The sequence below is a fragment of the Evansella cellulosilytica DSM 2522 genome, from assembly GCF_000177235.2.
In the GTDB taxonomy this organism is placed as follows: domain Bacteria; phylum Bacillota; class Bacilli; order Bacillales; family Salisediminibacteriaceae; genus Evansella; species Evansella cellulosilytica.
Window position 1 is genome coordinate 1,117,452 of the sequence record NC_014829.1, and the last position, 21,906, is coordinate 1,139,357.

At 36.3% G+C, this 21,906-nt stretch carries 23 protein-coding genes; 20 read left to right on the forward strand and 3 right to left on the reverse strand.

Translation table 11 applies throughout. From position 1 onward, the window contains the following. Window positions 1-33: 33 nt before the first annotated feature. Entirely contained in the window at window positions 34-735 is a 702-nt protein-coding gene (locus BCELL_RS05150; RefSeq protein ID WP_013487617.1) for an SIMPL domain-containing protein, read from the reverse strand. Between the two features lie 341 nt (window positions 736-1,076). On the opposite strand from BCELL_RS05150, the gene BCELL_RS05155 reads away from it, so the two are divergent. From BCELL_RS05155 to BCELL_RS21485, 10 genes are all read left to right on the forward strand, one after another. Then, entirely contained in the window at window positions 1,077-1,376 is a 300-nt protein-coding gene (locus tag BCELL_RS05155) for a TIGR04104 family putative zinc finger protein (protein ID WP_013487618.1), read from the forward strand. A 533-nt stretch (window positions 1,377-1,909) separates the two neighbouring features. Continuing rightward, window positions 1,910-2,014 (forward strand): sporulation protein YjcZ, encoded by a 105-nt coding sequence (gene yjcZ / locus BCELL_RS22000; RefSeq protein WP_245546946.1) that lies wholly within the window; start codon window positions 1,910-1,912, stop codon window positions 2,012-2,014. 82 nt (window positions 2,015-2,096) lie between these two features. Continuing rightward, complete coding sequence (locus tag BCELL_RS22005) at window positions 2,097-2,219, forward strand: YjcZ family sporulation protein (protein WP_013487619.1); 123 nt, start codon at window positions 2,097-2,099, stop codon at window positions 2,217-2,219. A gap of 288 nt (window positions 2,220-2,507) precedes the next feature. Continuing rightward, a complete protein-coding gene (locus tag BCELL_RS05160) occupies window positions 2,508-3,644 on the forward strand; it encodes an ABC transporter ATP-binding protein (protein WP_013487620.1) in 1,137 nt (378 codons plus the stop codon). A 16-nt stretch (window positions 3,645-3,660) separates the two neighbouring features. Beyond that, window positions 3,661-4,578 (forward strand): carbohydrate ABC transporter permease, encoded by a 918-nt coding sequence (locus tag BCELL_RS05165; RefSeq protein WP_041808636.1) that lies wholly within the window; start codon window positions 3,661-3,663, stop codon window positions 4,576-4,578. Further along, window positions 4,575-5,393, forward strand: a complete 819-nt coding sequence (locus BCELL_RS05170) for a carbohydrate ABC transporter permease (protein ID WP_013487622.1) — start codon at window positions 4,575-4,577, stop codon at window positions 5,391-5,393. The genes BCELL_RS05165 and BCELL_RS05170 overlap by 4 nt, the downstream gene beginning before the upstream one ends. A gap of 15 nt (window positions 5,394-5,408) precedes the next feature. Further along, a complete protein-coding gene (locus BCELL_RS05175) occupies window positions 5,409-6,812 on the forward strand; it encodes an ABC transporter substrate-binding protein (RefSeq protein WP_013487623.1) in 1,404 nt (467 codons plus the stop codon). Window positions 6,813-7,026: 214 nt separating this feature from the next. Then, complete coding sequence (locus tag BCELL_RS05180; RefSeq protein WP_013487624.1) at window positions 7,027-7,815, forward strand: hypothetical protein; 789 nt, start codon at window positions 7,027-7,029, stop codon at window positions 7,813-7,815. Between the two features lie 25 nt (window positions 7,816-7,840). Continuing rightward, a complete protein-coding gene (locus BCELL_RS05185) occupies window positions 7,841-8,728 on the forward strand; it encodes a DUF3307 domain-containing protein (protein WP_013487625.1) in 888 nt (295 codons plus the stop codon). A 275-nt stretch (window positions 8,729-9,003) separates the two neighbouring features. Beyond that, a complete protein-coding gene (locus tag BCELL_RS21485; protein ID WP_013487626.1) occupies window positions 9,004-11,514 on the forward strand; it encodes a tetratricopeptide repeat-containing diguanylate cyclase in 2,511 nt (836 codons plus the stop codon). Between the two features lie 445 nt (window positions 11,515-11,959). On the opposite strand, the gene BCELL_RS05195 is transcribed toward BCELL_RS21485, so the two are convergent. Then, a complete protein-coding gene (locus BCELL_RS05195) occupies window positions 11,960-12,184 on the reverse strand; it encodes a hypothetical protein (RefSeq protein ID WP_013487627.1) in 225 nt (74 codons plus the stop codon). Between the two features lie 304 nt (window positions 12,185-12,488). Here BCELL_RS05195 and BCELL_RS05200 point away from each other — a divergent pair, with 304 nt between their 5' ends. The 9 genes from BCELL_RS05200 to BCELL_RS05245 all read left to right on the forward strand — a co-directional run bounded on the left by BCELL_RS05200 (window position 12,489) and on the right by BCELL_RS05245 (window position 19,389). Further along, a complete protein-coding gene (locus BCELL_RS05200) occupies window positions 12,489-13,469 on the forward strand; it encodes a hypothetical protein (RefSeq protein ID WP_013487628.1) in 981 nt (326 codons plus the stop codon). Between the two features lie 146 nt (window positions 13,470-13,615). Continuing rightward, the gene (locus BCELL_RS05205; protein ID WP_013487629.1) at window positions 13,616-14,389 is read left to right on the forward strand and encodes a class I SAM-dependent methyltransferase; all 774 of its coding nucleotides are present in this window, start codon (window positions 13,616-13,618) and stop codon (window positions 14,387-14,389) included. Window positions 14,390-14,604: 215 nt separating this feature from the next. Continuing rightward, complete coding sequence (locus tag BCELL_RS05210; RefSeq protein WP_013487630.1) at window positions 14,605-14,991, forward strand: hypothetical protein; 387 nt, start codon at window positions 14,605-14,607, stop codon at window positions 14,989-14,991. 37 nt (window positions 14,992-15,028) lie between these two features. Beyond that, a complete protein-coding gene (locus BCELL_RS05215; protein WP_013487631.1) occupies window positions 15,029-15,262 on the forward strand; it encodes a hypothetical protein in 234 nt (77 codons plus the stop codon). 45 nt (window positions 15,263-15,307) lie between these two features. After that, on the forward strand, window positions 15,308-15,829 hold the full coding sequence (locus BCELL_RS05220; RefSeq protein WP_013487632.1) for an NUDIX hydrolase: 522 nt from the start codon (window positions 15,308-15,310) through the stop codon (window positions 15,827-15,829). Window positions 15,830-16,163: 334 nt separating this feature from the next. Continuing rightward, on the forward strand, window positions 16,164-16,625 hold the full coding sequence (locus BCELL_RS05230; protein ID WP_013487633.1) for a hypothetical protein: 462 nt from the start codon (window positions 16,164-16,166) through the stop codon (window positions 16,623-16,625). Window positions 16,626-16,918: 293 nt separating this feature from the next. Next, entirely contained in the window at window positions 16,919-18,265 is a 1,347-nt protein-coding gene (locus BCELL_RS05235) for an alpha/beta hydrolase (protein WP_013487634.1), read from the forward strand. Between the two features lie 46 nt (window positions 18,266-18,311). After that, a complete protein-coding gene (locus BCELL_RS05240; RefSeq protein WP_013487635.1) occupies window positions 18,312-18,764 on the forward strand; it encodes a DUF3887 domain-containing protein in 453 nt (150 codons plus the stop codon). Window positions 18,765-18,951: 187 nt separating this feature from the next. Beyond that, on the forward strand, window positions 18,952-19,389 hold the full coding sequence (locus tag BCELL_RS05245) for a GNAT family N-acetyltransferase (protein WP_013487636.1): 438 nt from the start codon (window positions 18,952-18,954) through the stop codon (window positions 19,387-19,389). A 368-nt stretch (window positions 19,390-19,757) separates the two neighbouring features. Here the strand turns inward: BCELL_RS05245 and BCELL_RS05250 are convergent, their stop codons facing one another. Next, a complete protein-coding gene (locus BCELL_RS05250) occupies window positions 19,758-20,408 on the reverse strand; it encodes a hypothetical protein (protein WP_013487637.1) in 651 nt (216 codons plus the stop codon). 768 nt (window positions 20,409-21,176) lie between these two features. Here BCELL_RS05250 and BCELL_RS05255 point away from each other — a divergent pair. Further along, on the forward strand, window positions 21,177-21,614 hold the full coding sequence (locus BCELL_RS05255) for a hypothetical protein (protein WP_013487638.1): 438 nt from the start codon (window positions 21,177-21,179) through the stop codon (window positions 21,612-21,614). Window positions 21,615-21,906 lie beyond the last annotated feature (292 nt).

Here is a 21,906-nt window from a genome sequence, read left to right on the forward strand (position 1 = left end):
TTAAGCTCATATAAGGTCTAACAAGGGACTTCATCATGAATAGGTGAAAGTCATCTCAACCGAGGCCATAATTTCAAGGGAACCTGGCTGGAGTGGGTCCCCTTCTGCTGCAGTCAGATTCATTGTACGGAAAGGGATAATATCTGGTTGAATAATTTCCTCTATTTTTTCAGGAGCCGCATGGAGGTTTACATGGAGACTAGATGCGATTGACGCCGCCTTTGTTTTTCCATCTTCCACTGCACGAATTAATGCTTCCTCGTATAGTGATGAAGCATTTTGAATGGAAAAATCAATGCTTCTAATCGTATTGGCACCTGCAGCAACAGCATCGTCGGTAATTCTTCCTGCCATCGTAACGTCCTTCAGTATAATGTTAAGCAGATGACCAACCTGATAGCCTCGAAAAGTTTGCTTTCCATCAATAAAATCATATTGTGGATTCACCCGATACTCAATGGTTTGAATGTCACTCTCGGAAATACCTAAATTTATTAATAACTCTATAACTGCAGAAACGCGATTTGAATTCTCTAGCTGTGCCTCCCGTAAAGAAGGGGATTCAGTAACAGCTCCGAGGGTGATTGTTACAGTATCAGGAGGACTGGTAACCTTTCCTTCTCCATGCACCTTTATTTTTCCACCTTTATTGGAATGTGCGAATGTACTCGACTGTGGGTTTGTGACCATGCTTTTTGAAGAAGAGCTTTGTTGGTAATAAGGATTAGTGTACATATAGAAACCTACCTTCTAAAGATTTATACGATATGTATATGCCTAGTTTAGTATTTGGTTCTGTTTTGAGTATGGTAACGAGTATTTGGGTGCATTTGTGGGAGTGGTAAAACAGTGGAGCTACGTCAAAACAATGAGAATGGGATTATAGTAAAATCAGATAACTAACTCATTTTAGTGTTGTAAGTCTATTGTGATATAATTAAACGGCACGGCACATTGATTAAAGGTTGGCTTAAAAGGTAAAAATCAACCCTTTGAGTCAACCTTTTTCTATTAGAACGTCATCAAAAAAATACTTAGCGTAAAATATTCGTAGAATAGAAATGGAGGAAAATCCTTTGAAACTTCCAATTTGTTGGTCTTGTAAACATCGATATAAATATATAGAAGCACTTCGTTTTTTATGGTCAAAAGAATGTCCTACATGTAATAAAAGACAGTATCTCACTGCCACTAGTAATTGGAAGACAATGCTTCCGACAGCTTTTATCTTACTTTTACCCGGATACTTCATTAGACATTATTTAGAACTACCGTTCATTATTTATGTATATGTCGGTATTGGTCTATTCACCCTGGCTATGTTAATAACACCATTTTTCTTACAGTTCACAAACAGAACAGACCCATTAAATTAATCTAGGATAATAATAGGGACTACTATGTAGTACTAATAGGGACGGTTCTTATTTGCCAAACGGCAAATAAGAACCGTCCCTACTCACTTACATTGTATAGAGGGAGGCTCATCAGGTAAAAATCAACCTTTTGAGTCTCCCTCTTTTCAAAAAGGAGGAGATGAATGAGCCACTTACGCAGCCGAGGATACTGCTTGCTATACATCAAAACTATTTGTATAGCTAATGTAATGTATTTCAATTAACAATGATTTGCTTGTACATATACATATGTTTTTAAGAAAAGGGTAAATTAGTAGTTTCTCCTATAAACATTTATCATTTTCCAATAATAGATAAGAAACTATATATGGGTGGTTTACACTACTATTTATCTATTTGAGTGAGAACTAGGTTGCATGATAAAACTTTAGTTAATAAACTATTTTGTCTAAAATTAGGGGTCGTCCTATACGATTACTTCCTTTCTTTCATAAAGTATTAGTGAGGTTGGGAGAGAACTTCCTCAAATTTGTATGAAGGAGGTTTTTATTTTGACACACAAACATCATACTGGAACAGGCGCTTTTGCCTTTGTCATTGTAGTTTTCGTACTGTTAGTCATTATTGGCGCAGTAGTGTCTACACCTTATTACTAATAAAAGGTTAGTGAAAAGGGGCTCCCCCCTCCCCTTTTCTACTTCTTTTAGTAAAGCAACTATGATGAAAGGAGTGAATAATATGTCTTACTATCATGGCTATCAATATGGTGGTTACCAGCACGGAGGATATCGAACAGGCTTTGCTCTAGTATTAGTGCTGTTTATCCTTTTAGTTATCATTGGAGCAGTAATCGCATTTTAAGGTAAGAAGGGACGGTTCTCATTGGCCATTTGGCCAATGAGAACCGTCCCTATTATTATTAGTCAAACTATTCATAATCTTGTTTCTCTATTTACAAAAAACTTACAAAAGTTGAACGCTCATTTATATAGAGTTAATAATCATGGAGTATTCTTGAATGTGTAAAAGAGAGATAGATGCTTAAACTTTTTAAAAGAATGATGAATAGGCTTCTAAACATGTCTTACTTTTATTAGCCGCCTTGAAAGTAGTCTAGCTCTACGCGCTTTTCTTAAAAGGAGGGATTCCATGAGTCATATACAACTTCATCAACTGTGTAAAACCTATGATCAAAGTACTTTTGCTGTAGAAGATGCCACGGTTTCAATTGAAAAAGGAGAATTTTTTATTCTTGTAGGTCCGTCAGGGTGTGGAAAGAGTACGATTCTACGGATGATTGCAGGTTTAGAGGGAATTAGTGCAGGTGAGCTATACATAGATAACCAACGAGCTAATCATTTACTGCCGAGTCAACGAAATTTATCGATGGTTTTTCAAAATTATGCCCTGTACCCTCATTTAACAGTGGAAGAAAATATTTTGTTTGGATTAAAAGTAAAAAAAGTGAAAAAGTTAGAAAGAAAAAAACGGTGTGAGGAAGCGGCTAAACTATTAGGGTTAACAAACTACTTAAAGCGTAAGCCAAGGGAGTTGTCTGGTGGACAAAGACAACGAGTTGCATTAGCACGAGCCGTAGTTAGTGATGCACCAATGTGCTTGATGGATGAACCGCTATCTAATCTTGATGCCAAACTGCGAGGGCATATGCGAACGGAAATTCGTCAGCTACAAAGAAAATTAGGTATTACGATGATATACGTAACGCATGACCAAGTAGAGGCGATGACGATGGGTGATAGAATCATGGTTTTAAAGGATGGAAAGGTTCAGCAAGTAGGAACGCCATTAGAAATCTATAATAAACCGAAGAATCTATTTGTTGCTACTTTTATTGGAGCGCCACCGATGAATATTTCAAAAGCAACGGTAGATAGAATGAATAGCCAGTTACTATTGAAAAATGACCTTATTATACCTATAAGTAATGAGGAAGTCAGACAAATAAAGAGTGATACTGTTTATATAGGCATTAGACCAGAGCAAATTAGTCGCGGGAAAGGTGAATCTAGAGACGTAGATTTTTCTGTACAGCTTTCGAATGTCGAAGTACTAGGTAATGAGACGTTACTATCGTTTTATATCGGTGAGGATATATGGAAGGCTAAATGGTTAGGACAGTGGCCCTTGGATTTAAATAGGCAAACTAACATCTCCTTTTCTATAGAAAAATTATATCTTTTTGATGGAGATACAGAAAAAACGGTTATTTCACCTGCGTGGAATGAAACGGTGTTAAAGGAGGTTCTGTCTGTTGAATCTCGTTGAAGCGGAACGCGTTCGAATGAAACTAGCTGAAAATCAATTGATTGATCATCAATCGTTGTGGAGAAAAACAGCAAATATTAGAATTGCTATGTTGTATTTGCTTCCTTCCATCTTGTTATTTTCGATATTTCTTTTTTACCCAATGATCAAAACAGTATATTTAAGCTTTTTCTTAACGGATGCTAAAGGAGCGGCAGCAGTGTTTGTAGGATTGGAAAACTATATATATTTACTACAATCTGCTAAATTTCAAAAAAGCATGCTCTCTACAGGCCTCTTTGTACTTTACACCGTTCCGACTAGTGTAATTATTGCACTATTTTTAGCCTTACTGTCCAATGAGAAGCTAAGAGGAATCGGTTTTTTCAGAACAATTTTCTCATCAACGATGGGAATGTCTGTGGCAGCATCAGCAGTCATTTGGTTGTTCTTATTTCATCCGACAGTAGGTACCATCAATAGCTTTTTAGGGATGTTTGGAATTCCTGCAATTAGATGGCTATTAGATCCAACATGGGCTCTTATATCCATTGCTATCACAACAATATGGATGAATATTGGATTTTCTTTTTTGATTATTTTAGGTGGTTTGCAGAATATAGACCAGCATTTATACGAAAGTGCCAATATTGACGGAGCAGGGTATTTTTATCAATTACGGAGAATTACTGTGCCAATGCTGTCACCTACACTATTTTTTATCATTACAATTACTTTCATTAATTCGTTTCAATCCTTTGGGCAAGTGGATATCTTAACAAGAGGTGGACCGGCAGAGTCGACGAATTTAATCGTGTACTCCATTTATCAGGACGCATTTATTAACTATCAATTTGGTACGGCTAGTGCCCAGGCTATTATGCTTTTTATCATCGTTTTTGTTTTAACATTGCTGCAATTTAAGTTTGGTGAAAGGAAGGTGCATTATCAGTGAGAGGTGGAAAAATACGTTCGATTGTCTTTTACGTATTATTGCTTGTATCTGCATTACTCCTTTTTTTTCCTATAATCTATTCGGTACTCGTAAGCTTCATGAATGGTGCGGAAGTACTAGGACGTGCATTCCTACCTTCATCAATAAATGTTGATAACTATGTAAAGGTTTTTGGAACAGTACCTTTACTGCATTACTTGAAAAATAGTTTTATAGTTTCATGTATTGTCATGATTGGTCAATTAATTGTATGTTCTTTAGCAGCCTTTGTGTTCGCCTTTATTCCATTTAAAGGACGGAATTTTATCTTTCTATTGTTTATATCAACGCTAATGATTCCATGGGAAGCAGCGATGATACCTAACTTTTTAACCATTCAAAGCTTAGGCTGGATGAATTCCTATTTGAGCATGACGGTACCTTTTTTTGCCTTAGCGTTTGGAACTTTTCTATTACGTCAGCATTTTAAAACAATTCCTCATGAATTATATGAGGCTTCACAAATAGAAGGATTATCTCGGTTTCAATTTTTTTATAAGGTTGTCATTCCTTATGCAAAAACAAGCTTAGTAACACTAGGTATTTATGGCTTTTTAACCACGTGGAATATGTATTTATGGCCATTGTTAGTGACTACAAATGACATGAAACGAACAGTGCAGATTGGCTTGAAACAGCTACAAACAGTAGAGGTTTCTACGGAGTGGGGGGTAGTAATGGCTGGTGTTGTCATTGTGATCTTACCAACGCTATTACTTCTATTTATAGGACAAAAACAGCTTCAAAAGGGTTTGACACAGGGTGCATTAAAATAAAAGGAGAGATTAGTTATGTTAAGAAAATTATCTTGGATTTTTCTTGTCATCATGCTTTTAGGGGTAATTGCTGCTTGTTCTACAGAAGAAAGTGAGGCTTCACCAGAAACATTAGACACAGAAACTACGGATAACAACGATGATAGTGCTGAGGAAGAAGAATCTCCAGTGGAGGATGATGCAACTGGGGATGATAAAGTATCTGTGGAGTTTTGGCACGGAATGGGTGGAGGTCTAGGTGAGGCGTTAGATGAACTAGTAGACCAATATAATGCTTCTCAAGACGCGGTAGAGGTTGTATCGGAATACCAAGGTTCTTATGAAGAGTTATTAACTAAGTTTAGAAGTGTAGGGGGTACGAGTGAGGCTCCTGCATTAGTGCAAGTCTTCGAGGTAGGAACGAAATATATGATTGACTCAGGCTACATAACTCCAGTTCAAGAGTGGATAGATAAAGATAATTATGATGTTAATCAGCTTGAAGGAAACATATTAAGCTACTACACTGTAGATGGTTCGTTATATTCTATGCCATTTAACTCTTCTACACCTGCACTTCTTTACAATAAGGATGCCTTTGAGGAGGTAGGATTAGATCCAGAAAATCCACCAACAACCTTCTCAGAAATAATGGAGGCAGCAGAAATGTTAACGACAGATGACCGTTATGGGTTTTCAATCTTAGGCCATGGGTGGTTCTTTGAACAGCTACTTTCTACTCAAGGGGCAGATTATGTCAATAACGATAATGGTAGATCGGATATCGCAACAGAAGCGATTTTTAATGGAGAAGAAGGACTTCGTGCATTTGAATGGATTAATGAAATGAACAAAGCTGGTACATTCGGATATTTTGGATCAAGCTGGGATGACGTTCGTGCTGCATTCCAAGCAGAACAAGTAGCGATGTATTTAGATTCCTCAGCAGGAACGAAAGGAACGGTCGATAATGCGCCATTCGCAGTAGGGTCAGGATTTGTTCCTTATGCGGACGAAGTAGAAAGAAATGGTGTAATTATCGGAGGTGGATCTATTTGGATGGCAAATGGAATTTCTGAAGAAGAGCAGGCAGCAGCCTTCGATTTCATGAAATTTTTGCAAACACCTGAGGTGCAAGCAGAATGGCATCTAGCAACTGGCTATTTTGCAATAAATCCGTCTGCTTATGACGAGCCAATTGTGTCTGAAGTTCATGAAGAGTATCCGCAATTAAGAGTTCCTATCGAACAATTACAAGCTACTTTACCAGGAACGGCTACTCAAGGCGCATTAATATCGGTATTTCCTGAATCGCGTCAGCTTGTCGTGACGGCTCTAGAAAATATGCTACAAGGCATGGAACCGAAGGAAGCGTTGGATCAAGCAGTAGAAGGTACTAACCGAGCAATTGAAATTGCAAATAGAACATCAGGAGAGTAAAAAGATTTGTAAAGGTAAGGAGGGACGGTTCTCATTAGCCATTTGGCTAATGAGAACCGTCCCTTTTAGCCTTTTGACTTCGCTTGCTTTATTAACTTAGTTCTTTTAGTAAAAGGATAAATTAGTTAGATAAAATAGTCTAATTTAAGTATAATAAGACTATATAATCAAACTATTAAATGGAATACAAATACTAATGGGGGAGACAGATTACATGCACAATCCTGTTTCAATTTTCATTATGGATGTTTCAAATTCTACAAAAAATAATAATTGGGATGATATTTCCGCGTATTTAGATGAGTGGGAGAATTGGATAAAGGTTTGGATTGCTCCAATTGGTAAAGGAATTGTGAAACACCGAAGAGGAGATGAAATCATATTCATTGCTCAACATTATGTCACCGCATATACGATCGCTACCTTAGTTAAGCAATTCTGGAAGTATCCAGACCAACCACCTTATTTTGGAATTTCCTTTGGCAATGTCGATAGGGAAATAGATATAATAGATGTGGAGACTTGGAATCATCCTCTCATTAAAAGGGCTAGGGAAGCGAATGAGAAGATAAAACAATCGAAAAAACACACTAGTATTCTATTTAAATTAGATTGGGATTTTTTATATAATAGTAGTGATTCTATTTTTGGTGAAAGTAATAAAGAAACTGAGAATCTCATGAATTTAATGATCGAAATGGAAGATAACTTATTGAAAAACCAATCGAAATTACAAAAACTTATATACGATCTCTATTTTATATATGGCCAGCAAAAACGTGTAGCAGCTTTGCTAAATAAATCTGCGGCTACCATTTCTAGTCATTATAAAAAAGGAAACGGAGAGCTTATCTTTAAAGCGCATAAGCAAATTCATCAGAACATCAATGCCTTTGAAGTAGTTACGAGTAAAGATCACCTAGAGCAATACACAAAAAATATGTCTGATTCGATAAAAAGTATTATTAGTGAGCGTTTATATGAATTTAAAATAATTCCTTAAGAAAGTTTGGAGAAAGGATACTAGCATGGCGTTACTAAGTTTAGTTCTTGCTCATTTAATCGGTGATTTTTTCTTGCAGACGGAAAAAATGGTGAAAAACAAGAAATTATATCTTAAAAGGCACCTATTACACCAGTTTGTAGTAGGATTTATTGCCCTTTTTATTATCTTTGTCATTTCGGGAGAAGACAGTTTTTTGGTTTATGTTGCTATACCCTCTATCCTTTTCGTTTTCTTTCATTGGATTATTGATATAGGCAAAATAAATGGGCAATCATTACTAGAGAAGAAATATGGTCAACGAAGCGGATGGGAGTTGGCCCTGTTTGTCATTGATCAGCTGTTTCACTTCGTCACGATTGTAGTCATTTCCGTAATATTTTTTAACATAGATGTTTATAACCTGAGCAATCAATTCCTTATATCGATTGGACTTATAGAAGGAATAACTCCTAGTTTTTCCCCTGGACAGAAAGTAGTCTTTGTCGTCATTATGCTTATTATTGCCACAAGTGTTAGTGGTCACCTTATTCGAATTTTTCTTGGTTCATTTACAAATTACCTATCTCTTTTTGAAGGGAAGTATACACTTAAAGATAAGCGTAATGGTCAATACGATAGTAGTAAAGGTAACTATCAAAACACAAATATAGTAGAAGAATATACGTATATGGTATTAAAGGATCAAGATTTATCACGTGGAAAAATTATCGGTTATTTAGAAAGGCTTCTTGTCATTGTTCTTGTCATGAACGATTCCATTAGTTCCATAGCGTTTATTATCGCAGCAAAGTCTATTACAAGATTTAAACAGCTGGATGACCGTGATTGGGCAGAGTACTTTTTATTAGGCACCCTCGCTTCCATATTTTTGGCAATCGTCTATGGCATAATCATTAAATTCATAGTGTAGGTGAAAAGGGACGGTTCTCATTGGCCAAATGGCTAATGAGAACCGTCCCTTTTCGCCATTTTTTTAAAATAAACTCTTTAAATAAATGGATTAAAAAGGTAAACTATGGTTATGTTTGTTTTTTCTTAATTTTCTAAAAAAACATATTAATAATGGTACCTTTGTCCTTTGTTAGGTGCCAATTCACATTGTCGCGGATCAGTTATCAATTGTAATGAAGTTTGAGATTACCTTGTTGAAAGTATGATGAATGAATAAATGTAAGGAGATTCGCTATGCATAGCATAAAAGTGAAAAAGAGTGTGGAAGACTACGGTGTGATTGCATCTCAATATGAGAGTGAAGGGCAAGGGAGGCGTGCGTTAGCCTACCGTTTATTAGAAGCAAAGAAATGTTATAGAGAAGGCTTATTTTCTGATGCACAACTAAGCATAGGAAAGGCACTTGATCTGTATAAAAAATATGTGAATGAGGAGCCACCAGTGTGTGTACAACTCCTATATGGACATATTTTAGAGAAGAACGGAAATCTAAAACAAGCTTTAACAACATTTTATGAGATATACACTAAGCATAATAAGATAATTGCCTTTATTAGAACAGGGTACATTAGTATCAACCTTCGTGATTTGTCGCTCCTAAAGAAATATGAAAGTACCTGCATAGAAAGAATCCACTCTTCATCCGTTTCTTTACAAGACAAGCTACACTTACAAGTGATATTAGGTTATTTTTACTCCTATACAAGAAGAGATACGTCAATTGTAAATGATATGATTCAATATCATAAAAACAATAACACGAAACTTAGAGAAAAATTAAAGAAAATAGAATATATTCGTTGGATATATAATCTACATATTCTTCAGCTCCTAAATAACTTCCCTTGGAATGAAAGGTGTCATCTCATTTTTGAAGCGGAATCGTTAGCGGAGCAATACGAAGAAACAACGATGTTGATGAATATTTATAACTTGATAGGCATCGGATTGCTAGAAGAGAACGTGATTAAGGCGAAGGATTACATGATAAAATCAAAGGATTTGGCGATAAAGCTAGCAAACAAACATCATGAGATGAACGCCAATACAAACTTATTTATGTTTTATCAGTATTTAGGAGAAACAAGTCATGCTATTAAGTTGGCTGATAGAGCAAAAGCGATTGGAGAAAAGATCAATTCAAACTTTAATGAAATAAATTTGGTCAAACTATACTATCTCATTGAAGATTATGATAAAGCATTGAAACTGATTAATGAGATAAAGCCTAAGGTAAGGCGTATTCACTTAACTATGACAAGAGTCGACGCTCTAGTTTTCCAGTATAAAATTATGTTGAAGCAGCATGATGTGAAAAAAGCGAAGCGACTTTGGCCATTTATTGAGAAAATGAGTAAAAAACATAAAAATAAAGCAGAACATTTATTACTCCAATGCCAATACTACACTTTATTCAATAGATATGATAAATCGATTTATATTGCAAAAAGCTGTCTAGAGGAAGGGAATCTAAGTGTGGAAGAAAGACTCGAGTTTTCCATAATGCTCCTAGAGGCATTAATGAAATTAAATAAAGATGAAGCTTTCACAGAATATATTCAGTCCTTTGAAGAATTGGTATATAACAAGGGATACTTTGGTTATTTAGGGTATGTGTATTATTTAAAGGGATTATTTTATGAGAAAAACGAATCGTATATCCAAGCAAGGGTACATTTTATTAGAGCGAGAAGCTATTTTACTAAAGTGAATAATCAGCTTAAGCAAAAGGAAATGTGTCATCATATTGAATCTGTTGATAGTGCATTATTGCATTCGCCATCGAACAGGCAGGTAGAGATGATGAATCTCTTAACAAAAAATGAAATCATATTTGATAGCATGAGGCTAGTTCACTCTGCGAAGACTTTAGAGGATGTGTGTAAAAATATAGTGAAGGTTCTTCATGAGAATATCGTTTTCGATCACACGTATTTTCATTTTAGAATGGGAAGATTGAGAACGAAAACATTACATGTAAGTGATAAGCTACAAAGCAAAGAGATTTCCAATGAAAAAGTGGATATAGCGATGAAGAAAGTAATGGAAGAAAAGAAAGTATGTCATATTCAATCTGATAGTTCGCATTTATATGGATTTCCGATTATTTCTGATGAGAATGAGGTTGTATGTGTCGTCTTAATCGACAATCAAAATGTTCTATTTGGAGAATACGTCTACTCTGTAGAACAATTTTTACAAATGATTACGCCAAAAATCGAAAAGGTTATTATGCAAGAGCTCGTTCATGTTGATCATTTAACAAAACTATATAACCGAAATTATTTCACAAAAAGACTAGAAGAAGAGTTTCAAAAGTGCGTGGATTATGATTCGGATCTTTCTTTTATCATGATTGATATTGATAATTTTAGCTACGTGAATAATCAGTATGGGCATGCTGAAGGAGATCGTATATTAGAGCAAGTTGCAAAAGGTATTCAACAATCTGTACGCAGCGGTGATATTGTGGGGCGATACGGTGGAGAGGAATTGATAGTGATTTTACCTAATACGAATGCAAATATTGCAAAAGGAGTAGCGAACCGTATTTTAAGCGATATATGTAATATTCATATTAATGACATGTATCAAATTACAGCAAGCATCGGTGTATCAACTGTCGATAAAGATTCCCCAATGACCGTGCAAGAGCTTATAGACAAAGCCGATATCGCAGAAAGATACGCAAAAGAACATGGTAAAAATCAAGTATCCTGCTATTGGGAAATAGCAGGCGAATAGGCTAATAAGGCTAATAGGGACGGTTCTCCTTTGCCAAACGACGGCAAAGGAGAACCGTCCGAGACCGCTGAAAAAGTGTAAAAAATAATATATTGTTGCATTATTATTCAAAGTACCTAATTTATAGAAAGAGTTGATGAGACCGGAGCAAGCGAGGTAACTGTCTCTTCCTCTACGAGCATATGCTTTGAAGCGTATCCATCGAGACAACTCGTAGCATTAGCAACGAAGCAACGCTCGTTCCTGCGGGAGAAAAGGCAGGGGTGAGACTACGTAGATGCAAAGCATCAAGGAGGCTCACCAGCCGCCCGTTGAAAGCGAGTTTGCACTGGTCTCAGCAACTTCTATATTCAAATACCTTTATATTTATTAGTCTATACTTAAAGGGTAAGTACTTTTTCACTGGTTTCGAACCGTCCCTATTAACGGAGCAAGCGTTCATGCTCTATTTTAGTTTGGCAAACACCTTTCCAGTACTTAACTCACACCAATCATCTAATTCTTCATATTCATCCTTTTCCCCGTACTTTTTTATAAAATCCTCCTTATTTTCATATATCTCCATCAAACCACTTTCAAGAAGCTTTACCGTTTGAAAAGTGTTTAATTGGAATACTTTAGAAACGACTATTACTTCACCTAAGTCGACTTTGCTGGCGATATTTTTCATTATTTCTTCTCCTTTTATAAATAGGGTTTTATACTGAATCGCTTCACATACTTAAGTTCTTATAGTGTGCTCGAAAGGCTGCAATAATATGGGGAAAGTTAGTAAAAGTATAGGATTTCTTTCGTATTGAGCAAAAAAGTAATCGGACTGTAGATAGAATCTGGCTAGTGAGAACCGTCCCTGTTAACTTCCTGACATTTTGGCAAGTGAGAACCGTCCCCATTAGCCGTCGAAATGCTACTTTAGGACCTTGTTGCTTATCTTATATACAATTACAATTTGAGCAAAATGGGGGTGGGGCTTCTTGCTAATTTATGAGAATAGTTTAAGTAGTATGGAAGGAATTCGATTTTGTGGCGATGAGTGTTCTATTGTTGAATGGCAAGAAAAGAAGTGTTTAAAAATGAATGGACTAGTTTTCTTTCCGGATGTTCAGCTTCGTAATGGGATGATTGAAGTGTTAATAGGTGCTGATGATGTGACATATTGCGGAGTTGTGTTTCGAATGAGAGATCGTGCTAATTACGAGCTTGTTTATGTTCAACCTCATACGAGTGGTCGATGGGATGCATTACAGTATGACCCTGTTTTTCACGGAAGTAATACATGGCAGTTGTATCACGGAAAAGGGGCTCAGCAAGAAGCATCAATTTCTATGCATCGTTGGCATAAACTTCGTATAACCTTTCAAGAAAACACGGCTTTACTTCAACTTGATGACCAAACTCCTCTTGAAATCAAACCACTTGCGCATCGCAGTGATAACGGAGAAATCGTCGGATTGTGGTGTTATAAACCTGCTTATTTTCGAGAGCTACGAGTTTGGAATAGTAGCAATTTAAGGGGAGAAAAGAGAGTGATAGGGCCAAAAGATACTTCCATTATCGATGAGTGGTTCCTTGAAGACTATGGTCGTGTTTGCGGTGAGTCGAGTCATCCTATTGTAAACTTGAATCGCTACCTGCCAGTTTCGATGACCGACGCATATTTAACAAGACGCTTTTGTCTAGAGGAAGATGGGGATGTGACATTGGATTTTGGATTTAGCGATGAAATTACTATTTTTATGAATGACACATTTATTTTTTCTGGAGAAAATATATTTAAAAACTCACCTCATTGGGGAGACCAAGGATACGTTCGTTTTTCTGAAACGGTGACAGTTCCTTTAAAGGCAGGAGAGCAGCAGTTGCGCATACACTTGAAACGAACTGAATATTTTGGATGGGGATTTCAATTAGCTCTACGTGGGAAAAACGTAAAGCTGATACAAGTCGATTATTAAAATATGAAGGGCATTTTACAGTTTCGACATTATTTTGTTATTAACGAAAACAATGAACAACCAGCGACAGTTAATCACTGTAGTCATATATTTTCATATTTAAATTATGTTATAACTATTAAATATACATTTGGGAGATAGAAAACATGAAATCATTTAAAACTACAAAAGAGAATTGGGATGCAAACTTATATGATGAGAAGCATTCTTTTGTCTCGAAATATGGAGATAGCTTGATTGCATTGCTTGCACCAGAGAAAGGAGAAAAAATACTTGACCTCGGTTGTGGAACAGGAGACATAGCGAATACATTATACGAGTCTGGTGTTGATATTATTGGAGTAGACAAATCAGAAAATATGGTAAAACAAGCCATTGATAAATACCCCCAGATACAGTTTATGGTTCAGGATGCGACAACTTTAGATTTTCGTTACGAATTTGATGCGGTATTCTCTAACGCTACGCTTCATTGGGTGAAATCCCCTATACAAGCATTACATTGTATTCATGAAAGCTTAAAACAAGGTGGGAGATTTGTTGCCGAATTTGGAGGAAAAGGGAATGTCCAAACAATAACAAATGAAATTATTAAACAAATAGAAGAAGCTGGACATAAATTTAAAAAGGAACAATTCCCGTGGTTTTACCCAAGCATTGCAGAGTATTCTAGCTTAATGGAAGAAGTGGGTTTTAGAGTGACCTTTGCTCAGCATTTTGATAGACCAACTCAATTGGCTGGGGAAAATGGATTAAAGAATTGGATTGATATGTTCTGCAAACAGTTGTTTGACGGTATATCAGAGCGTTCAATAAATGAAATAATAACAGACGTCGAAAAAAATCTAAAGGGGTCACTATATAAAGAAGGTAATTGGATTGCTGATTATAAACGGATTCGTATTATTGGTGTAAAATAGCATTGTAAAGGGAGGGTGAGTTGCTTTTTTCCTTTTACATAAAAAAACTCTCAACAAAAATGGGAGTTTTTTTTATACACAAAGCTAAGGAGAAGCTTGGAAAACTTTAAACAAAGTCAATGTAAATACATATATGAATCTATTTTTCTTTAAAATCAGATAGCAAAAAATATGATATAATTGGTAGGAAACTGGAAAAGAGGGCTGTATACAGATTGGTTAATAAGAAAAAAATTAGTTTAATTTTTATATTAATACTAGCTATTGTGACCGCAATGGAAACTTTTACTTTAATGACAGATAGTGATCAAATGGATATGGCAAATGAAGAAGTCTTAATTTCATTTAGGGATACATCCATTACTAATTTTGATGCGATGGATTATCAACCGGTAGAAGAAATTGATATGTATGTTCGTGCTGAGGATTTATTATTTTTGGAGCTGGTCATTGTTGAGGCTGAATCTGATGGGTTTAAAGTAGATGAAACAGAAGTAAGCGAAGCAATCGCGCATTATGAGTATGAAAACCTAGTAACCAATCAAGAAGCCTACAACTTCATAGAAGAAAAGGCTGTAAGAAGAAGGGCACTGAAAAAGTGATGTTCTTTCACTTTTCAGTGTCCTCGTAAGAAGAGGTATGTCAGTTGAAGATTTCTTAGATGAGATTTGGTTCCCTATATTAAAAAAGGCATTTATTCATTCACAGTATATTGCTTCAATGGTTGAGATAGAAGATGAAGGTGTAGATGTAGATAATTACCGAGAGGCAATGGAGATAACTGATAAAGAATTAAGAAAAGAACTGTATGAAAAGTACAAACATGAAATAACTTTCCACTTTGATTCAAAATTTCCTAATACGGCTGGATAGAGAATGATTGGTGTAGATTAGTAAACAATTGAAAGGAAGATCTGCTTGGAAATATGGGATGTTTATGACAAAAACAGAAATATAACCGGGAAAACGATGAAGCGTGGAGAGCCTTTTGAAAAAGAGGCGTATCATCTCGTTGTGCATGTGTGCTTGTTTAACGAAAATGATGAAATGTTAATTCAACAGCGACATCCCTTCAAAAAAGGTTGGCCGAATATGTGGGACATCTCTGTGGGAGGCAGTGCTGTTGCTGGAGATACAAGTCAACAAGCAGCGGAGCGAGAAGTGTTAGAGGAACTAGGCTATAAAATAAACTTACGAAATGTAAGACCCTCTTTAACGATAAACTTTGAATTCGGTTTCGATGATTATTTTCTTGTAGATGTAAATCTTCCTATTAGTGAATTGACGTTGCAGCCTGAGGAAGTACAACGAGTGAAGTGGGCAACAAAGGAAGAAATCATGTCGATGATAGAGGAAGGAATATTCATCCCATACCATAATAGTTTAATAGAGCTTTTATTTGATATGAGGAAACATATGGGTGGCCATAGACGGAAGTAAAAGTATTAGGTGAGCTTTGTGAGAGGGGAAAGGAAGATAAACCTTACTTTTGAACTAATTGTTAGAAAAATGGTTGGATGTACTTCGGTAATGATTTCTGCCTTAAGTGTTAGGAAGTGGAATGCTACAAATAAGCGGGGCATCCATTATGAGGATAGGCAAGTGAGAAACGTCACTTCTAGTCTATCGATGAATTCCGGTGAATGAGACCCTCCTATATTAGTATTATTTAAATATAAAGCAAATGAGAACTTCCTATTAGTATTATTTAAATATAGGCAAATAAGAACCGTCCCTGTTAGCATATAGATTAAAGAAGTGAAGGAGGGATTTTATGAGGATTTTATCTAGGGAAAATAAAGAAGAAGTAAGGAAGTTTATTGAGGAAAGTAAAGAAAGAGAATACGATGAGGGGAGAGAGCTTCAGAAAAATACGCAGCAAGCGATTAGGAATTTAAAAGAAGCACTCATCAGAAGTCAAAATAGCCCTGCTAATCAAAAAGAAGCATCAAGAAAAGAGACTGTTCTTGAAATTGCCTATAAAATGGTGTCGGCGGGGGAGGAAGAAGCGAAGATTTATTCATACACTGGTGCAACAAAAGAAGAAATAAACTTTCTTTCTCGTTTGGCAAAGTCATTGAGATCTGCTAAAGGAAGCTTTGAAGCAGAAGGGAATAAAATTCAATCGCCTAATGTGGTTTTCAGTTGCCAAGAAGGAAATGGTGTGAAAGCTTTTGTTAAAGATTCATTCGTTGCCGAGATGCAGGAGGACGGAAGCATTAAAACAAGCAATTAGTTAATCTGAAGCCCCACTGTTCTTTGTTTAGAGAGGTTGCATACTACATTTTGCATGGTTTACGAGTATTATTTCTCCTCAAATTCAGAGCATCTACTCCACATTAGTTGGATAGATGCTTTTTCGTTTCATTCATAACAACTGGCTCGGAATAGATGGCAAATGAGAACCGTCCCTATTAGCCGGAATGTGAAACTTTGTTGTCATAGTTTTCGTATGTTTATATGAAAGAATTTAGTTAAGGTGGCAGGAGCTTTTTTGTAATAAAAAATAGAAAGAAGTGTTTTGATAAAATGCTGGAAAAACGTAGTTGGGTTATTGTGATATGGTTATGTACTTTTACATTGGTGCTAGGGTGTTCTACTGATGAACATAACGTTGAGGAGACTAGTCGTACTATTATTGGGTTGATGGTTAACGGTGACCTAGAAGAAGTGGTTCACGACTTTTTTTCTGACGAATTAAAAAGCTCATTATCGCTCTCTGAATTTGAACAGACGTGGCATGGACGGATTGATGCTAGTGGGGAATACGTCGGAATAGATTCGTTACACGTTTCAAAAAGGGGAGAAGCATACGAGGTAGCGGAAATTGAATTAGAATATACAAATTTCATTTTACCTATACGAATGATTTTTAACGAGAATAATCAACTAGTCAGTTTCCATCAAGGGGAGCCCGTCGTTAACGCCACTATTCCAGAAACGGTATTTGAAGAAGAGGTTGTTATCGGAGAAGGAACAGCGTATGAGCTAGGTGGAACATTAACATTACCTACTGAAATTGATGAAGCCACTCCTGCTGTCATTCTTGTTCATGGTTCAGGCCCACATGATAGAGACTCTACGATTTTTTCAAATAAGCCTTTTAAAGATATTGCGTGGAACGTTGCCCAAAATGGAATTGCCGTGTTGCGTTATGATAAACGAACGTATACACATGGTGAAAACATGTCGCAAGAGGAGATCAACGAGCTTACAGTCCATGAAGAAACAGTAGAGGATGCAATTTTGGCTGCGGAGCTTTTAAAGGATGACGGAAGAATTGATAAAAGCAATGTTTATGTGATAGGACATAGCTTAGGAGGCATGCTAGCACCAAGAATTGATGCAGCAGGTGGTGACTTTGCAGGCATAATTATCATGGCAGGCTCTCCAAGGCCGCTTTGGGAAATTATTTATGACCAAAACATGGCTAGTATCCAGTCAGTAGACGAGTCTGAACAACAGGAATTAATAAAGATGATCGAAGAGGAATACGAAAAAGCAACATCGTTAGGAGATGCACCTGTAGAAAGCATCATCGATGATACGATATTCGGATTACCGGCAATTTATTTTAAAGATATGGAAATGCACGATACAAAACAGTTGCTAGCTGAGTTGGATAAGCCTGTGCTTGTTCTGCAAGGGGAAGATGACTTTCAAGTTTCTATGGAAAACGATTTTGCAATGTACAAAGATATTTTGAATGATCGAAAAAACGCTACTTTGATTAGTTATCCTCATTTAAATCATTTATTTATGCACTTTGAAGGAGAAGGACAGGGGACAATCGCGGAATACCAGCATCCAGGTGTTGTTGATGACAAGGTGCTGAATGATATCGTTAATTGGCTGCTAGAGCAAGTGGGAAATTAGATCGAAACATAAAACATAACAATAGTTTTAACTAGGAGGAATTGAAATGAAGAAATATATTATTATGATGATTATTACAGGACTGCTCATATTAACTGGCTGCAACAGTAACGGTGGTGAGGAGCAAGAAGCTAATGGTATGAATGGCACAGAGGAAAATGTGAATGGAGAAATAGAGGATGATAACGGTATTGACCATGAGCAGGCAGTTGCCATTGCTGAAGAATATATCTCCCATTTATCACAAGGCGATTTTGAAATAGCGTATGATTTTTTTAATGAAGTGATGAAAGCCGAAATAGAAGTGAGCGAATTAGGCGATATATGGGAAACACTAGAGAGTCAGGTAGGTACATACATCGACCAAGATTTTAATTCCACTCAAGAAGTGGAGAATTATAAGGTCGTGTTAATAAACGGACTGTTTGATGGAGCGGACGTTGTTTTCACAGTCACAATTGATACAAACTATGAAATCGCAGGCTTCTTTGTTCAGTAAGGCTAACAGGGACGGTTCTCGTCATCCTTTTTTACAAGTGCGCTATTTAACTAAACGTACATGAAGGTTTTCAAGAAATAAAAATCGCCAAATCCAAAATATTGTTCTAGTGTTCCTAATGTTGACGCCCTCCTTGAGAGAAAGTATGATTATTTTGATTGTATATAATTGGAAAGAAGGCTGAGCTATGGTTATGAGATTAGTAGATATTGATGAGTCTAATTGGCTTGAGTGTATTCGAAAAAAGGTTACAGAAAAACAGGTAGAATATATCGCGAGTAATGCAGTTTCACTGGCTCAATCTAAGTATCAACCAAAATGGATAACGAAGGGAATTTATGACGGTAATACGATGGTAGGTTTTACTATGTATGCGCATCATCCAGCCGAGGAGGAGGGCTACTTGTGCCGCTTCATGATTGATCATAGATACCAAGAAAAGGGCTATGGAAAAGCTGCAATGAATATGGTCCTTGATGTCTTTAAAAATGAGTTCAAAGCAAAAAAGGGAAAATTAAGTGTTGTTCCGGAGAATGATGTTGCAATAAAATTGTATGAATCAACTGGATTTGAGCGAACAGGGATAATAGAGGAAGACGAAGAGGTAATGGTCGTTTCTCTTTAACAGTATAATATTCTAAATTTCAAATAAAAAAGATGGCAGATCTCCGGTTATTAAACTGTTTTGTCATCTTTTTTAGTATGTGTGACTTTCTTCGTTTTTTGCTTATTTATCATAGGGGGGCGCGGCATTTCAGAAGTACCTTTATTGGACAGTTAAGTGCTGTTAATATTGTCATTTTGGCAAGTAAGGACCGTCCCTCTTAGAAAAATATAGAAACATTCCCACACAGAAATTAGTGACGTGGGAATGTTGATTATTAGAGTAATATATCCCCTAAAAAGGATGATCGGGGCCCTCCGAATTTGTGTAAACATGTTCAAATATAGGTAAGCGTTTTTTGAGGGGGAATATAATAGTAGTAATTGAAGTTATTGCTTTTCGTTGATTATTTCTAACGCACTTTGATGTTGTTTTTGGACATCGGCTAAATGATTAATTTCGCTCTTTAGTTCGGACTTTACTTCATCTAGTTTTTTCATCATACTACCATAGTAAAAGGCCACTTCATTTCTCATTTCATCTTGCGTACTTTTAAAACCATGTTGTGCATTTCTCATTTCTTCTTGAGAAGTTTTCATTTCAAATTGCGCGCTTATGATGTCATCTTGTGAAATTTTAAACTCATCCTGTGCGCTTCTCATTTCGCCTAGTGATGATCTCATTTCATCCTGAGCAGTTTTCATGTCAATTTGAGAAGTTTTCATTTCAATTTGCGCGCTTATGATGTCATCTTGTGAAATTTTAAACCCATCCTGTGCGCTTCTCACTTCGCCTAGTGCCGATCTCATTTCATCCTGAGCAGTTTTCATGTCAATTTGAGAAGTTTTCATTTCAATATGCGCGCTTATGATGTCATCTTGTGAAATTTTAAACTCATCCTGTGCGCTTCTTACTTCGCCTAGTGCCGATCTCATTTCATCCTGAGCAGTTTTCATTTCACTTTGCACATTTATCATCTCGGCCTGTCCTTCTGTTAGAGAATCGAGTCGAAGCATAATTTGAGATAATAGTTCATTCATTTTTCTCACCTCCCTATTCCTCTATTATATTGCAACTTCTCTTTTTATAATAGGACTTCATGATTAAGTTACATAAAAACTATTGAAACTAAAGGCAGTGAAAAATAATTCTGAAAAGGTTTACTTGATTGCTGAAAAGAGCAGTAAATTAGGAGGTCACTGAAAAAGATCACTTTTTCAGTGCCTTTTATTTGTATTGCAGTCGCTCGCTTGATAGGAAAACCCCACTCCTATCAGGCTTTTTAACGATTGCGACGGCTCTGCACATTGCTTAGGACCACTGGAAAAGTGAAAGAACACCACTTTTTCAGTGACCTTGTGAATTAGCATATTTAAGTTTATCAATAGGCAAACGAGGACCGTCCGAGACTGCTGAAAAAGTAGAAAACTTGATATTTTATTGTATTAATATTCAATATATCTAATTATAGAAAAGGTTGATGAGACCGGAGCAAGCGAGACTCCTGCGGGAGAAAAGGCAGGGGTGAGACTACGTAGATGCAAAGCATCAAGGAGGCTCACCAGCCGCCCGCGGAAAGCGAGTTTGCACAGGTCTCATCAACTTCTATATTCAAATAACCTTATATTTATTAGTCTATACTTAAAGGGTAAGTACTTTTTCACTGGTTCCGAACCGTCCCTATTTGCCCTATTTACCGATTTTCCTCCCTCCAATGAGACAAGGCTTTGTCATTATTTTTCGAACAATGTTAGTAATGTTGAATACATTAGTATTGAAAAATTAATTACTGAAAGGAGTAGATTGTGGTGGATAAGAAAATAGAAACAACCCTTAGAGAACTATTAAATATCCGCGAATTAAAGTCTGATGTTAAATTGCGTGGCTTAATTGAATCACTATTAAAAGAACTAAAAAGACCAGATATAGTTAGTCCAGCACTAGTAGATCATCTTGATCTAAAATCACACTTAAAACGTGGAAAAGAGCCTATCTTACCAGACTTACACGATTTAGATTTTTTAAAGCGAATTTTGAAGCGAATTGAAGGAAGAATTGACGATCTATTAGATAAACTCGTATGTCTATTAAAAGACTTACGAAACAAAAGCAAAAGTAAGAAACAAGATCCTTCAATTAAAAAGCAGATTTTGAAACTACTTCTCCAATTAATCAATCTTCTAAATATCAAGAGTCTAATTGAAAAGTTGCATAAAGTAGAAGAGAAAATTGCTGAAGCAGATTAATCTTCTTAAACTAGTAAGACAATTCGCTTTTAACCGAAATTGGACAACCACCTATGTAAAGTTTAAAAATACAATTCACGTTTTATAGTCGTCTTATTAGAAGAGGTTGACTTAAAAGGTCGATTTTTACCTTTTAAGTCAACCTTTTAAGCAATGTGCGGAGTCGCGGCGATTGGGAGCCATTGCCTGAACTTTTCATATCTTTTGGGACAGCCCACTCAATTCTGTACTAAATAAAATCGTTGGAAAACTAAGAGTTAGGATAGCCTAATTCGGCAAATGAGAATGTTGT